13 protein-coding genes are annotated in these 13,344 nt (G+C 69.9%); 8 read left to right on the forward strand and 5 right to left on the reverse strand.

The window, feature by feature from the left end; all coding sequences use genetic code 11:
* Positions 1 to 17 precede the first annotated feature (17 nt).
* On the reverse strand, positions 18 to 992 hold the full coding sequence (locus tag AB0389_RS24425) for an EamA family transporter (RefSeq protein WP_366397617.1): 975 nt from the start codon (positions 990 to 992) through the stop codon (positions 18 to 20).
* A gap of 221 nt (positions 993 to 1,213) precedes the next feature.
* Between AB0389_RS24425 and AB0389_RS24430 the strand changes: the two genes are divergently transcribed.
* Positions 1,214 to 2,077: a LysR family transcriptional regulator gene (locus tag AB0389_RS24430; RefSeq protein ID WP_366397597.1), complete on the forward strand. Its 864-nt coding sequence runs from the start codon at positions 1,214 to 1,216 to the stop codon at positions 2,075 to 2,077.
* A gap of 498 nt (positions 2,078 to 2,575) precedes the next feature.
* Here the strand turns inward: AB0389_RS24430 and AB0389_RS24435 are convergent, their stop codons facing one another.
* The 3 genes from AB0389_RS24435 to AB0389_RS24445 are packed head-to-tail and all read right to left on the reverse strand — an operon-like array spanning position 2,576 to position 4,067.
* Positions 2,576 to 3,250, reverse strand: a complete 675-nt coding sequence (locus AB0389_RS24435) for a 2OG-Fe(II) oxygenase (RefSeq protein ID WP_366397598.1) — start codon at positions 3,248 to 3,250, stop codon at positions 2,576 to 2,578.
* Entirely contained in the window at positions 3,247 to 3,564 is a 318-nt protein-coding gene (locus AB0389_RS24440; RefSeq protein WP_366397618.1) for a tail fiber domain-containing protein, read from the reverse strand. The genes AB0389_RS24435 and AB0389_RS24440 overlap by 4 nt, the downstream gene beginning before the upstream one ends.
* Positions 3,565 to 3,566: 2 nt before the next feature.
* Positions 3,567 to 4,067, reverse strand: a complete 501-nt coding sequence (locus AB0389_RS24445) for a hypothetical protein (protein ID WP_366397599.1) — start codon at positions 4,065 to 4,067, stop codon at positions 3,567 to 3,569.
* 865 nt (positions 4,068 to 4,932) lie between these two features.
* Here AB0389_RS24445 and rox point away from each other — a divergent pair.
* From rox to AB0389_RS24470, 5 genes are all read left to right on the forward strand, one after another.
* A complete protein-coding gene (rox, locus tag AB0389_RS24450; protein WP_366397600.1) occupies positions 4,933 to 6,381 on the forward strand; it encodes a rifampin monooxygenase in 1,449 nt (482 codons plus the stop codon).
* A 185-nt stretch (positions 6,382 to 6,566) separates the two neighbouring features.
* Entirely contained in the window at positions 6,567 to 7,142 is a 576-nt protein-coding gene (locus AB0389_RS24455; RefSeq protein WP_366397601.1) for a toxin-antitoxin system HicB family antitoxin, read from the forward strand.
* 99 nt (positions 7,143 to 7,241) lie between these two features.
* A complete protein-coding gene (locus AB0389_RS24460) occupies positions 7,242 to 8,132 on the forward strand; it encodes a DUF4097 family beta strand repeat-containing protein (protein ID WP_366397602.1) in 891 nt (296 codons plus the stop codon).
* 44 nt (positions 8,133 to 8,176) lie between these two features.
* Positions 8,177 to 9,142 (forward strand): ATP-binding cassette domain-containing protein, encoded by a 966-nt coding sequence (locus tag AB0389_RS24465; RefSeq protein WP_366397603.1) that lies wholly within the window; start codon positions 8,177 to 8,179, stop codon positions 9,140 to 9,142.
* Positions 9,142 to 9,936 carry an ABC transporter permease gene (locus AB0389_RS24470; RefSeq protein ID WP_366397604.1) on the forward strand — a complete coding sequence of 265 codons (795 nt, stop codon included), beginning with the start codon at positions 9,142 to 9,144 and terminating at the stop codon, positions 9,934 to 9,936. The genes AB0389_RS24465 and AB0389_RS24470 overlap by 1 nt, the downstream gene beginning before the upstream one ends.
* Positions 9,937 to 10,119: 183 nt before the next feature.
* Here AB0389_RS24470 and AB0389_RS24475 read toward each other — a convergent pair whose 3' ends face one another.
* On the reverse strand, positions 10,120 to 10,578 hold the full coding sequence (locus AB0389_RS24475) for an ATP-binding protein (protein ID WP_366397605.1): 459 nt from the start codon (positions 10,576 to 10,578) through the stop codon (positions 10,120 to 10,122).
* Positions 10,579 to 10,762: 184 nt separating this feature from the next.
* Between AB0389_RS24475 and AB0389_RS24480 the strand changes: the two genes are divergently transcribed.
* Together AB0389_RS24480 and AB0389_RS24485 are read left to right on the forward strand one after the other, a co-directional pair.
* Entirely contained in the window at positions 10,763 to 11,584 is an 822-nt protein-coding gene (locus AB0389_RS24480) for a helix-turn-helix transcriptional regulator (RefSeq protein ID WP_366397619.1), read from the forward strand.
* A gap of 10 nt (positions 11,585 to 11,594) precedes the next feature.
* On the forward strand, positions 11,595 to 11,792 hold the full coding sequence (locus tag AB0389_RS24485; RefSeq protein WP_366397606.1) for a DUF397 domain-containing protein: 198 nt from the start codon (positions 11,595 to 11,597) through the stop codon (positions 11,790 to 11,792).
* The last annotated feature ends 1,552 nt before the right edge of the window (positions 11,793 to 13,344 follow it).

Consider the following 13,344-nt stretch of genomic DNA (forward strand, 5'->3'; position numbering starts at 1 on the left):
TATCGCTCGTACGGGGGCTACTTGGGGAGACCCCCGGCCGCCGCCTTACGGCCGGCCCTCCCCCGGGCGGCCCGCGGACCGCGCCGCGGCCCGATCTGCGTCCGTACGGCGCCCATGCTCGCGACGATGACCAGCGCGATCGCGAGCGCGTCGGTGGCGGAGAGCGCCTGGTGCAGTACGAGGAAGCCGGCGGTCGCCGCGATGGCGGGTTCCAGGCTCATCAGGATGGCGAAGGTCGGCGCGGGCATCCGCCGCAGGGCGAGGAGTTCGAGGGTGTACGGCAGTACGGAGGACATCAGCGCCACCGCGAGCCCGAGCCCGAGCGTGCTGGGCGCCAGGAGCTTGGCCCCCGACTCGGCTATGCCGAGCGGCAGCGCGATCAGCGCGCCGACCGTCATGCCCAGGGCCACCCCGTCCGCCTGCGGGAAGCGCCGCCCGGTGCGGGCGCTGAAGACGATGTACGCGGCCCACATGGCACCGGCGCCGAGCGCGTACGCGGCGCCCACCGGGTCGAGCCGGTCGAGACCGCCGCCGTCCGTACCGCCGCCTCCGGTGGCGAGGCCGCTGAGCAGCACCAGACCGACGAGCGCGAGGACGGCCCAGAGCAGGTTGACCAGCCGCCGGGAGACGATCACGGAGAGCGCGAGCGGCCCGAGCACTTCGAGGGTGACGGCGGCGCCCAGCGGGATACGGTCGACGGACTGGTAGAAGAGGATGTTCATGCAGCCCATGGCGGCGCCGAAGGCGACGACGGTGCCCCAGTCCGCGCGCGAGTAGCCGCGCAGCGTGGGCCGGCAGACGGCGAGCATCACAACGGCGGCGAGCGCGAGCCGCAGCGACACGACTCCGAGGGCGCCGGCGCGCGGCATCAGCATGATGGCGACGGACGCGCCGAACTGTACGGAGAGCCCGCTGGCGATGACGAGCGCGACGGGCCCGAGCGCGCGGCGGGGTGCGTCCACGGCGGGAGCGTCGACGGCGGGTGCGTCCACGGCGGGTGCGTCCACGGCGGCAGCGGCGGTGCGGGTGGGCGACTCGCGCAACTCTTCCACTGCGGACCGACCTTCTTTCCGTTGAGTACATCACTTAGTGCATTACAGGGAACGAGAAGTCCAAGATACTGCACTACCGGGAGGGCCCTTACCAAAGGACGGTACGGCCGCGTCCTCCACCCTGTGAAATGCCAATCGCGCTGCGATTATGCTCCGGACGCATGAGCATCGAGCTGCGTCATCTCCGCTGCTTCCTGGCGGTCGCCGAAGAGGGCGGCGTGACCCGCGCGGCGGCCAGGCTCCACCTCACCCAGCCGTCCGTCTCCCGCACCCTCGCCGCGCTGGAGAACCATCTCGGCGTACGGCTGGCGGACCGCTCCACCCATCACTTCGTCCTCACCGCCGAGGGCCACGCCTTCCGCGGCCTGGCCGCGACGGCCGTCGCGGCGTTCGACGCGGCGCTGGACACCGGCCGGCTGCGCCGCCGCCCGCTCAGGGTCGGACACGCGTGGTCCGCCCTCGGCACGTACACCACACCGCTGCTGCGCCGCTGGCAGGAGCGGTACCCGGACACCCCGCTGGAGCTGCGCCGGATCGACGACCGTACGGCCGGACTGGCCAGGGGCGAGGTGGACGCGGCGCTGCTGCGCGGCCCGGTGGACACGCCGGGACTGGTCACGGAGCTGCTGCTGACGGAGCCCCGCATGGCGGCGGTCCCGGCGGACGGCCCGCTGGCCGCGCGCGACACACTGACGCTCGCGGACCTGGCGTCGCAGCCGGTGATGGTCAACACGGTCTCGGGCACCACCACCCGGGCCCTCTGGCCCTCCGCCGCGGGCCCGGTCACCACCCTCACGGTCGGCAACACCGACGACTGGCTGACGGCGATCGCGGCGGCCAGGGGCGTCGGTGTCACGGGCACCTCGACGGCGGCCGTACACCCGCACCCGGGCATCGCCTACCGCCTCCTCACCGACGCCCCACCGCTCCCCGTCCACCTGGCCTGGCGCGAGGACGGCCCGCACCCGGGAATCCCGCACCTGGTGGCCCTGGCGCACGAACTCACGGCGGCGCGGGGTGAGTAGGGGGTGTGGGTGCGGTAGGGGGCGGGCGGGGAGAGGGCGGGGCGGTGGTGCGGGTCGTTGGGTAGGTGGGCCGCCCCTCCAGCTGTGAGTGTCGCGACTCCGTGACAGGTGTAAAGGGCGCTCCTGCGTCGCGTCGGCTGCGCCGATTGCGCTTCGCTGCACCCTTGACACCTGCCCCGGAGTCGCAAGTGCGGCTTATCGGGAGGGGCGGCCGGGTGGGAGGGGGTTGCCCGGGGGACCGGATGCCCTGCCGCTCGGCTCAGGGTCCGGCGGCCCGGCGGACCCTGCGGGGCTGCGCGGCAGTGGAATGGGGCAGCGGGGCTCGTATCGGCGGCTGACGGCCGCCCATCGGCCGGCACTCATGCCCCGCTGGTCACCGTGGGATGGGGGAGGTCTCCTGGGACTCGTGTGACGACAAGTGGGCACCCGGCGGAGGCTCTTGTGTCCTGGAGTGCACAAGACGGGATTCAGGGCACCTGCCGCCTCAAACGGGCCCGCTCAGACCGTTTTTGGGGATCCGGCGGTCGGGTCGGGGCTGCACAGCCAGCCGTTGATGGCGAAGCGGCTGTCCTCGTGCTGCTTGCCGGGGCAGCTGACCGGGCGTACCTCGTGCCAGGCGCTGGGGAGGAAGAAGACGATGCTGTCGTGCTCGGGCTCCCAGTCCCGCCAGGTGCGCTCCTCCCACTTCCCGGTGGTCTCGGTGTGCAGCGGCAGGGCTGCGTCGAACACACGCAGCGCGCCCCCGGTGAAGGGCCGGGGTGTGCGGTGCAGGTAGTACACGAAGGTGAGCAGGCGCCGGGGGGAGAACTCGGCGCTGCTGTCCTGGTGCGGACCGTAGAAGTCGCCGTCGTTGTGCACGTTGAGGCTGTAGCTGGGTTCGGTGTGTGCGCAGGAGACGCCCAGGGTGTGCTCGACCGCCTCCACCACCTCGTTGATGGCCGACATCAACTCGGGCGCGGCGAAGTCCTGGTACGACCTGGACCGGCGGATGTCGGGGACCACCTCGCGGTCCCGGATCATGGAGGGCCTCAGCGCGTCGCCGGTGGCGGCGGTCGCGCGCTCCAGCAGGGCGCCGGCCGCCCGCTCCCCGAGGAACTGGGTGATACGGCAGACCGTCACCGGCAGCCGCCAGATCGCGTCCGTACTCATCGCCCGCTGATCCGTCGCCGTCATGGGGTCCCGCCCTTCGGGCCGGCCGCGCGCAGACGGTCGACTTCGGCCGTGAGTTCTTCCACACGCCGGTTCAGGGCCTGGACGCAGACCAGGGCGACGCCGAGGCCGTCGACCACGGGGATGGTGGTGTCGTCCCGGTTGAGGCCGAAGGCCGCGTGCCAGTCCTGGGCCATCGGCCCGAGGTGGCGTACGTCCTCGGGCTCCCAGAGGTAGCGCCAGGTGCTGATGGGCAGCGCGGCCACCGTCTCCAGCACCGCGTAGCCGTTGACGGGAGCGCCCGGAGCCGTACCGCCCCGCCTGCGGAAGAGCCGCATCCTCACCGGCTCCAGTCGACCGGGACCACGTCCCGCTTGATCCTGATGTCGCTACAGATGCTGCACGGGGCTCCCGGCACACCGGGGCCCTGGTCGATGCCGATGGTGATCGCGCCGTGGGCCCCGGCCGGGGCGTGGACGCCGTCGCCGACCATGGCGGCCTCGTACCCGCCCAGCAACTCCTGTACGGTCCCGACGCCCAGGTTCTCCGGGGCGGTGATCGCGGCCACGCCGTCGTAGTCGGTGTAGGCCGCGCCCAGGGTCCGGCCGCCAACGGTGGCGAACACGATCCGGGCACCACGGATGGGCTCCCCGGTCACCGCGTCGACCGCCATGGCGTGAATGTTCTCCAACTGCATCTGGGTGACGTTCAGGCTCGCCTGACTGGTCGTCAGCCGGGTCGGCTTGAGGCTCGGACACTCCGCCCCACTGCACGGCGCGGCCACCGCCGGGGCGGCGGTGACAGCGGTCCCCACCCCCAGCGACGCCAGAGCCGCGGCCATCACCGCGACGCTCCTACGACCCACAGAACTCATATCCACTCCCCTGGTCCGGACGACGCAGTGGAGCGTACGGTCGCCCATCGACCCCCGGACCGGGGCACATGAGGGGTTCACTTGATCGGATGACCCACCAGCAGGACAGTGACGAACGCGATCGACCGGAACAAACCCTTGAGCGACCCCGAGGCCGACAAATCCCCCCGCCGACAAGGGACTTGCCCCACCCCTCCGTCCGGAGTGCAGTCCTGCGCACCCCAGGACACAGAACCCTCCGCCGGGTGTCCACTCGCCGCCACACAAACACCACCCACACCACCACCCCCACCGGCGGGGCATGTGTCTCAGCAAGCAACGGACCGTTGGCCGCCGAGCCGGGGCCGCACAACCCCACTCCACTACCGCGCAGCCCCGCAGGGCCCACCGGCCCGCCGGCCCCTGAGCCGAGTGGCAGGGCATCCGTCCCCCGGGCAACCCCCTCCCACCCGGCCGCCCCTCCCGAAAAGCCGCACTTGCGACTCCGGGACAGGTGTCAAGGGTGAAGCGAAGCGAAATCGGCGCAGCCGACGCGACGCAGGAGCGCCCTTTACACCTGGCACGGAGACGCGACACTCACACCAGGAGGGGCGGCCCCACTCCGTACGCTCGCCCGCCCCTACCCACCCCGCGCCGGCCCCGGCCCCGGCCCCATGCTCGACAAGGTCGGCACGGCCGACTGACGGAACAGAGACAAGGAAAGGCGAGAGGGTATACCCACCTCTCGCCACTCTTAACTTATAGCGCACCAGGGGGCTTGCGGCAAGGCCCCGGTCGTACCGCAGAATCTCCAGCCGAAGCCAGAAACTGTGGCAACAAATGGGGGTTTGCAATGATCGACGTCATCATCGCCGGCGGTGGACCGAGCGGCCTGATGCTCGCCGGCGAGCTGCGGCTGCACGGTGTGCGCACGCTCGTGCTGGAGAAACTGACCGAGCCGACCAAGTACTCCCGCGCACAAGGTCTGCACGCGCGCAGCGTCGAGGTGATGGACCAGCGCGGCCTGCTGGAGCGGTTTCTTCCGCTCGGCCAGAAGTTCGCGGTCGGCGGTTTCTTCGCCGGCATCGGCAAGCGGTGGCCCGCGCAGCTGGACACCGCGCATTCGTACGTCCTCGCCATCCCGCAGGTGGTCACCGAGCGCCTGCTGACCGAGCACGCCATCGAGCTGGAGACCGAGATCCGGCGCGGCTGCGAGCTGGTGGGGCTGAGCCAGGACGACCACGGGGTGACCGTGGAACTGGCCGACGGCACGCGGCTGCGCTCGCGCTACCTCGTCGGGTGCGACGGCGGGCGCAGCACGGTGCGCAAGCTGCTCGGCGTCGGCTTCCCCGGTGAGCCCTCCCGGGTCGAGACGCTGCTGGGCGAGATGGAGGTGGCCGTACCCCCGGAGGAGCTGGCCGCCGCGGTGAACGAAGTCCGCAAGACACACTTGCGGTTCGGCACCATGCCCGCCGGGGACGGTGCCTACCGCCTCATCGTGCCCGCCGAGGGGGTGGCCGAGGACCGTACGGCCGCGCCGACCTTCGAGGAGTTCAAGCAGCGGCTGCGGCATTTCGCGGGCACGGACTTCGGTGTGCACTCGCCGCGCTGGCTGTCCCGGTTCGGCGACGCCACGCGCCTGGCCGAGCGTTACCGGGTCGACCGGGTGCTGCTGGCGGGCGACGCGGCGCACATCCACCCGCCGACCGGCGGGCAGGGCCTCAACCTCGGCGTCCAGGATGCCTTCAACCTGGGCTGGAAGCTCGCCGCCGAGGTCAACGGCTGGTCCCCGGAAGGGCTGTTGGACAGCTACCACACCGAACGGCATCCGGTGGCCGCCGCCGTACTGGACAACACCCGCGCCCAGATGCTGCTCCTCTCCCCCGAGTCGGGCCCCCGGTCGGTGCGCCGGCTGCTGGCGGAGCTGATGGACTTCGAGGAGGTGAACCGCTATCTGATCGAGAAGATCACCGCGATCGCGGTCCGCTACGACTTCAGCGACGGGACCGGGGACGACGCCACCCACGAACTACTAGGCCGACGCCTACGGGACATCACCCTGAAGCGGGGCCACCTCTACGGCCTGATGCACACCGGCCGCGGACTGCTCCTCGACCAGACCGGCGGCCGGCTCTCGGCGGCGGGCTGGGCGGACCGGGTCGACCATGCCGTCGACGTCAGCGAGGAGTTGGACGCCCCCGCGGTGCTGCTGCGGCCGGACGGCCATGTGGCGTGGGTAGGCGAGGACCAGCAGAAGCTGCGCGACCAACTCCAGAGGTGGTTCGGCGCCGCCACCACCTGAGCACTACGGCGGCACAGACGCCACACGCCACCGAGGCGCCAAACTGGCACCACGCCGCGCCATCTCCCCCCGCAGTCGACACCAAACCCAGCAGCACCACCCAAGAAACCCCAGCCCAGAGCAGAGGCGCCAGAAAGGCGCCAACATGACTCGCCATGGCGCCATACGTGTGCCATGATGGCGTCATGGACCTCACGCCCTACGTTGACAACCTCCGGCAGGAACTCGCCATCGCGGCGAACGCCGGCGGTGACGAAGCCCGCGCCCTCGCCGAGCGGCTCACCGCGCCCCTGGAGTCCGCCACCCGGCTCACCCTGCTCAACGCGCTCTCCGCGGCCATGAGCGAGGTCACCCGGGAGCTGGCGCCCGGCTCGGTCGACGTACGGCTGCGCGGGCTCGACCCCGAGTTCGTGGTGACGGCGCCGCCGGCACCCGCTCCATCGCAGTCGCAGCCCTCGCCGCAGCCGTCGCCGCGTCCGCAGCCGCATTCGCAGCCCGTGGACGCCGCCGACGACAACGGCACCATGGCGCGGATCAACTTCCGCCTCCCCGCCCACCTCAAGAGCCGCGCCGAGACCGCCGCGGCAGCGGAGGGCCTCTCCGTCAACGCCTGGCTGGTGCGGGCCGCGTCCATCGCGCTCGACGACGGGGAACGCACGAACCCGCAGGGCCGCGGCAAGGGCTCGGGATCCGGCTCCGGCTCCGGATCCGGATCCGGCTCCGGCTCCGGCAACCGGGGCTTCACCGGCTGGGTCCGCTAGCTAGAACCTGCCACCACCAACACGACACACAGCACACGGCACACAGCACCCACCAACCCAACCCACCCAACCCACCCAACCGAAGAGGACGGCACAGCCATGCCTACTTACGACACACCCGAACCGATCTCCGCCACCTTCGAGTTGGAGGCCGGCACGGCCCGCATCACCGCGGGCAAGCGCACCGACACCGTCGTCGAGGTGCTGCCGCACAACGGATCCGACGAGAACGACGTCCGCGCCGTACAGCAGACCCAAGTCACCTTCTCCGGAGGTCATTTGACGGTCAGGACACCCAAGAAGCGCTCCCTGTTCGGCAAGTCGGGCGCCATCGAGGTGAACGTGGAACTGCCCCTGGGATCGGACATCCGGGCCACCACGGCCATGGGCAGCTTCTTCTGCGACGGCCACTTCGGGGAGGTCACACTCAAGAGCTCGCTCGGTGACCTCCAGGTGGACGAGGTGGCGGGCGCCCACCTCAAGACCGACCTCGGCGATATCCGGCTGGCCCGTGCGACCGGGGACATCGAGGTCATCGGGGCGGGCCGGATCGAGGTCGGCACGGCCACCGGCGCGGCGACCGTCAAGAACGGCAACGGCGCGACCAAGGTCGGCGAGGTCACCGGCGGCCTGAAGATCAACGCGGCCAACGGCGAGATCTCCGTGGGCATCGCGCACAGCAGCGTCGACGCCAAGTCCGCCAACGGCCGGATCGAGATCGGCGTCGCCCACGCCGGCGTCACGGCGGTGTCGTCCAACGGCAGCATCCGCGTCGACGACGCGGCCCGCGGCCGAATCGATCTGCGTACCTCCGTCGGTGAGCTGGAAGTGGGCGTCCACGAGGGCACCGCGGCCTGGCTCGACCTGGACACCAAGTTCGGCGCGGTACGCCGTGAACTCGGCTCCGCCGACGGCCCTTCCGACTCCGACGAGACCGTCGAGGTGTACGCGCGCAGTGCGGCCGGCGACATCATCATCCGCCGCGCCTGACCTTCGCGTACGCCCAACTCCCCACATCCAAAAGGAGAAACGGCATGCCGACCACCAGAACATCCGCGCCGGCACCGGCGATCACCGCCACCGGACTGCGCAAGTCCTACGGCGAGAAGCGCGTACTCGACGGCATCGACCTGAGCATCGACGAAGGCACCGTCTTCGCCCTGCTCGGACCGAACGGCGCCGGCAAGACCACCACGGTGGAGATCCTCTCCACACTCATCGACGCGGACGCCGACTCGGGCGAGGCGTGGGTCGCGGGCCACCATCTGACCCGGGACGCCGACGCGGTGCGCTCCACGATCGGCGTCACCGGCCAGTTCTCGGCCGTCGACAACCTGCTGACCGCCGAGGAGAACCTGCTCCTCATGGCGGATCTGCACCACCTCGACCGGCGCGAGGGCAGACGGCGGGCCAAGGAGCTGCTGCGCCGCTTCGACCTGTCCGACGTGGCGGGCAAAACCACCGTCACCTTCTCCGGTGGCATGCGGCGCAAGCTCGACCTGGCGATGACCCTGGTCGGCGACCCGCGCGTCATCTTCCTCGACGAGCCCACCACGGGTCTCGACCCGCGCAGCCGGCGCACCATGTGGGAGATCATCCGGGACCTCGTCGCCGACGACGGAGTGACCATCTTCCTGACGACCCAGTACCTCGAAGAGGCCGACCGACTCGCCGACCGTATAGCCGTGTTGGACCACGGCAGGCTGATCGCCGAGGGCACCGCCGCCGAGCTGAAGCAGCGTATCCCCGGCGGCCACATCCGGGTGCGGTTCGCGGATGTCCAGGCCCTGGACACCGCCGCGGGGATCTTCGGCATCGGCACACGCGACGAGGACTCGCTCACCCTGCAGATCCCCAGCGACGGATCCATCCCCAACCTGCGGGCCGTACTCGACACCCTGGAGTCCACCGCCGTCCGGGCCGAGTCGCTCACCGTGCACACCCCCGACCTCGACGATGTCTTCCTGACACTCACCGGCCAGCCCAAGGAGAACGCGTAATGGCCACCGTGTCCTACGCCGCCAGAGACTCCAGGACGATGCTGCGGCGCAACCTCAAGAAGGCTGTGCGCTACCCGTCCCTGACGCTCACCGTCGTCATCATGCCGGTGATGATGCTGCTGCTGTTCAACTACGTCTTCGGCAACGCCCTGGGAACCGGTACCAGCACAAGCACCGGCACCGGCACCGGCGGCTACATCGACTACGTAGCGCCCGGCATCATCCTCATGGCGGCCACCTCCGGCGCGCTGACCACCGCGATCAGTGTGTGCGTCGACAAGACCGAGGGCATCGTCAATCGCTTCCGTACGATGCCGATCTCCCAGGCCTCGTTCCTGACCGGCCATGTCATCGGCAGTGTGATCCAGACGATGATCGGCATCGCGCTGGTCATCGGCACCGCCCTCCTGATGGGCTTCCGCCCCAACGCGACACCCGTCGAGTGGCTCGCCGCGATCGGCCTGCTCGCCTTCCTCACCCTGGCCCTCACCTGGCTCTCCGCGGGCATCGGCCTGGTCGCCAGGACGCCGGAGACCGCCAGCAACATCCCGATGCCACTGACGTTCCTGCCGTTCCTCGGCAGCGCCATCGTGCCGCCGGATTCCATGCCCACCGGCCTGCGCTGGTTCGCCGAGAACCAGCCGTTCACCCCGATCATCGAGACCCTGCGCGGCCTGTGGCTCGGCACCGAGATCGGCAACAACGCGGCCATCGGCCTCGCCTGGTGCGCGGCACTCTCCCTGGTCGGCTACCTGTGGGCGCGCCACACTTTCAGGACGGGGGCCAAGCGGTAAGGGCCGCAGCGTCCCCCTCGCTCTCCTCCTCTACCACTTCCCCCTCAGCCTCCGTCCGCCGTAACCACTCCGGCACTGGCACCGGCACCGGCGTGAAGACAAGAGCCCCGGCGAGGGCGCCCAGGCAGATCGCCGTAACGACGAAGTCCCAGGCCGTGCCGCCGCCACCATCACCCGGCCGCGTCATACGGTCCCCAGCGGACCGGACGGCCTGGCCAGCGTGAACCAGACGACTTTGTGCCCCGGCGAGCAACCCCCGTGCACGGTCGCACCCCAGGCCCACGCCAGACTCTCGACCAGCAACAGCCCCCGCCCGCTGTCCCGGTCCGACACCGGTACGGCAACGGGCAGCGCCCAGGGCTCGTCGTCCGCGACACAGACGGTGACCCGCTTACGGTCGACCGTGACATGCACCCGGATGAGCGGCGTGGCGGTGTGACGATGCACGTTGGTCACCACCTCAGTCACGCACAACCGCGCGTCCTCCACGAGCGCGCTGTGCCGGTTGATCCCCAGCAGCGAACTCACGAAGTCCCGGGCGACTTTGGGCGCGGCGGCGGTGTTGGGCAGGGCCAACCGGTACGTGTCCCCGCGCGGCGGGGGTGGGGGTACGGGGCGGGCGGTGGCGTTGACGGTGGTCATGTCGTTCTCCCCTACTGACGTGCGGAGTTGCAGCACCAGAAACCTTAGGGCGCATAATTGCCACGACGCAATATAGCCACTCGAAATGGTGATACCGGTGGACCCGCAACGCGGATGCGCGCGACACTGAGCACAGACAGGGGAAGGTGACATGCCCGCAAGGAGCAATCCGACGGTGCGCCAGATGCGCCTCGGGGAAGAGCTGAAGAAGCTACGCAACAGCGTGAACAGAGCGGCCCGCGAAGCGGCCGGCCTTCTGGCCACGGATCAGGCAAAGATCAGCCACATCGAGGCAGGCAAGATCGGCATCAGCGAGGAGCGGGTCCGCAAACTGGCCGTGTTCTACGAGTGCAACGACACCGCGTTGATCGAAGCGATGTGCGCCATCACGCACGAACAGCGCGGGCAGTTCTGGTGGGACGACTATCGCGGCGTTCTGCCGCTGGGCTTCCTGGACATCGCAGAGCTGGAGCACCACGCCGCACAACTGCGTTACCTCCAACCGGTGACATTTCCGGGCGTCTTGCAGACGGAGGATCACGCACGAGCCCTGTTCGGCAGATCGCTTCCACCACTGCCGGCCAACGAGGTGGAGGCCCGGGTCGATCACCGGATGAAACGCAAGGGGATTTTCGACCGCGGGAATCCTCCGGCCCTGACGGCCACCGTTCACGAAGCCGCGCTACGCATGCGCGTCGGGGGACGGCAGGTCGCCCGCAAGCAACTTGAGCACCTCATCGAGATGTCGGAACGGCCGGGCATAACGCTTCGGGTCATCCCATTCACCAACGAGGACTTCATCGACCTCACCCACACCGTGCTATATGCGAGCGGGCTCGTCCCGCAGTTCGATACCGTCCACATCGACAACCTCTACGGTGGCCGCTTCCTCGGCGGTGCCACCGAACTGGAGAACAATCGAACGCTGCTCGACTTTGCCGAGCAGGCTTCATTGGGGCCTGTTGAGTCGCGCAGCTTCGTTCATCACATCGCGCGAGAACTGTGAGAGATCAGGCATGAGCAAAGAGATCCACTGGCAGAAATCGTCACTCTCGGGCAACGGGCCGCAGTGCGTCGAGGTTGCCGCACACGACGGTGCGATCCTGATGCGCGAGAGCGACGACCCGAACACGATTACAACTACCAACCGCACCAAGTTCGCCGCGTTCGTCGCAGGCGTCAAAGCAGGCGAGTTCGATCACTTCATCGACTGAATCCGCCTGACCTGCACATGGAGCCCCTCGCCCAGCCCGGCGGGGGGCTCCACTCATACAACAAGCGACATGAATGCCACGGGGCACAGTTGCGTCCCACCCATCCGTGACGCTACCGTCACCACGTGTCGCCATCCGGGCGCGTTCCTCGGCAGGTTCCCGCCCAGACCGGCGCAACTCTCCCCGTTCCGCGCCCCATTGGGGAGAGGTAAGGGGTTGCCTCCCGCCCGCCGCTTCCTCATGCCGGCGCGCAGGCAGGGGGCAACCCTGTTCCCCCACATCACGCCCGCATCACGCGTCGAGGAGCGGGCACAACACCTCATGACAACGCAGACCACAACGGATCCGCCCCCCATCTCCGCCCGTCAGCACCTGTCACCGCTGATCGCGACGTTCGGAGCGAACGGCGCGCTCCTCATCCCCAAAGACAGCCCGCGCGGAAAGAACCCCCACACACCCCAACCGCCCACCGCCGACACGCCACTTCGGTAAGCCGACGGCACCTGCGGGTCAGTACCAAGAGGTAACCGAGGCGTACGGGAGCGAGCGTGCAGCGCTGGGCCACCCCTCCTCCTGTCAGTGTCGCGCCTCCAGGGGAGGTGTAAAGGGCGCTCCTGCGTCGCGTCGGCTGCGCCGATTGCGCTTCGCTTCACCCTTGACACCTCCCCTTCCGGCGCGTGTGCGGGAGAGGGGGGGCGGCCGGGGGGAGGGGGCCCGAGGGGTCCACTGTTCTGCCGCTCGGCTCAGGGTCCGACGGGCGGGTGGGCCCTGCGGGGCTGCGCCGCAGAGGAATGGGGTGGCCCGGCACCGGCTCGGCGGCTGACGGTCCGTTGCTGGTTGCGACTCAAGCCCCGCTGGTCACCGAGTGTGGGTTGTGGGATTGCTGGGACGTATGTGACAACAAGTGGCCCCCTGAAGGCCGTCCATGTGCCAAGAAGTGCCCCTAACGCACCTGAGGACACATGCGCCGCCCGAGGAGACCCCAACGGGTCGCCAAACCGGCCCATATAGGGCAGGCGAGTAGAGATGCCCGACCCGAGGGGTCGTCCGGGCGGCGGGCCCCGTCCGGCGGCGCGGGAAGGTGCCTGCCGGGACGCGCGTTGCGCCAAGCGGGCCCCCGGGGGCCGTCTATGCGTCCTGGAGTGCCGCTAATGCACCTGAGGACACACGTACCGCCGGAGACGACCCCCAATCGGCCACCAAACCATCCCATAAGGGACAGGCGAGTGGGGATGCCCGGCCCGCGGGCCCGGCCGGGCAGCAACTCCCGCCCGCTTTCCGGGCACCACAGCGCGACGGTGACCAGCGGGGCTTGAGTCGCAACCAGCAACGGACCGTCAGCCGCCGAGCCGGTGCCGGGCCACCCCATTCCTCTGCCGCGCAGCCCCGCAGGGCCCACCGGCCCGTCGGACCCTGAACCGAGCGGCAGAACAGTGGACCCCTCGGGCCCCCTCCCCCCGGCCGCCCCCCCTCTCCCGTACACGCGCCGGAAGGGGAGGTGTCAAGGGTGAAGCGAAGCGCAATCGGCGCAGCCGACGCGACGTTGGATCTC

This window comes from Streptomyces sp. NPDC093109 (assembly GCF_040701725.1).
Lineage (GTDB): Bacteria > Actinomycetota > Actinomycetes > Streptomycetales > Streptomycetaceae > Streptomyces.

What these genes read in the sequence shown, in the direction of transcription:
- AB0389_RS24455 (WP_366397601.1), top strand. Translation starts at nt 6,567, where the DNA reads ATGGACCTCACGCCCTACGTTGACAACCTCCGGCAGGAACTCGCCATC.
- AB0389_RS24470 (WP_366397604.1), top strand. Translation starts at nt 9,142, where the DNA reads ATGGCCACCGTGTCCTACGCCGCCAGAGACTCCAGGACGATGCTGCGG.
- AB0389_RS24485 (WP_366397606.1), top strand. Translation starts at nt 11,595, where the DNA reads ATGAGCAAAGAGATCCACTGGCAGAAATCGTCACTCTCGGGCAACGGG.
- AB0389_RS24480 (WP_366397619.1), top strand. Translation starts at nt 10,763, where the DNA reads ATGCGCCTCGGGGAAGAGCTGAAGAAGCTACGCAACAGCGTGAACAGA.
- AB0389_RS24475 (WP_366397605.1), bottom strand. Translation starts at nt 10,578, where the DNA reads ATGACCACCGTCAACGCCACCGCCCGCCCCGTACCCCCACCCCCGCCG.
- rox (WP_366397600.1), top strand. Translation starts at nt 4,933, where the DNA reads ATGATCGACGTCATCATCGCCGGCGGTGGACCGAGCGGCCTGATGCTC.
- AB0389_RS24440 (WP_366397618.1), bottom strand. Translation starts at nt 3,564, where the DNA reads ATGCGGCTCTTCCGCAGGCGGGGCGGTACGGCTCCGGGCGCTCCCGTC.
- AB0389_RS24430 (WP_366397597.1), top strand. Translation starts at nt 1,214, where the DNA reads ATGAGCATCGAGCTGCGTCATCTCCGCTGCTTCCTGGCGGTCGCCGAA.
- AB0389_RS24445 (WP_366397599.1), bottom strand. Translation starts at nt 4,067, where the DNA reads ATGGCCGCGGCTCTGGCGTCGCTGGGGGTGGGGACCGCTGTCACCGCC.
- AB0389_RS24460 (WP_366397602.1), top strand. Translation starts at nt 7,242, where the DNA reads ATGCCTACTTACGACACACCCGAACCGATCTCCGCCACCTTCGAGTTG.
- AB0389_RS24465 (WP_366397603.1), top strand. Translation starts at nt 8,177, where the DNA reads ATGCCGACCACCAGAACATCCGCGCCGGCACCGGCGATCACCGCCACC.
- AB0389_RS24435 (WP_366397598.1), bottom strand. Translation starts at nt 3,250, where the DNA reads ATGACGGCGACGGATCAGCGGGCGATGAGTACGGACGCGATCTGGCGG.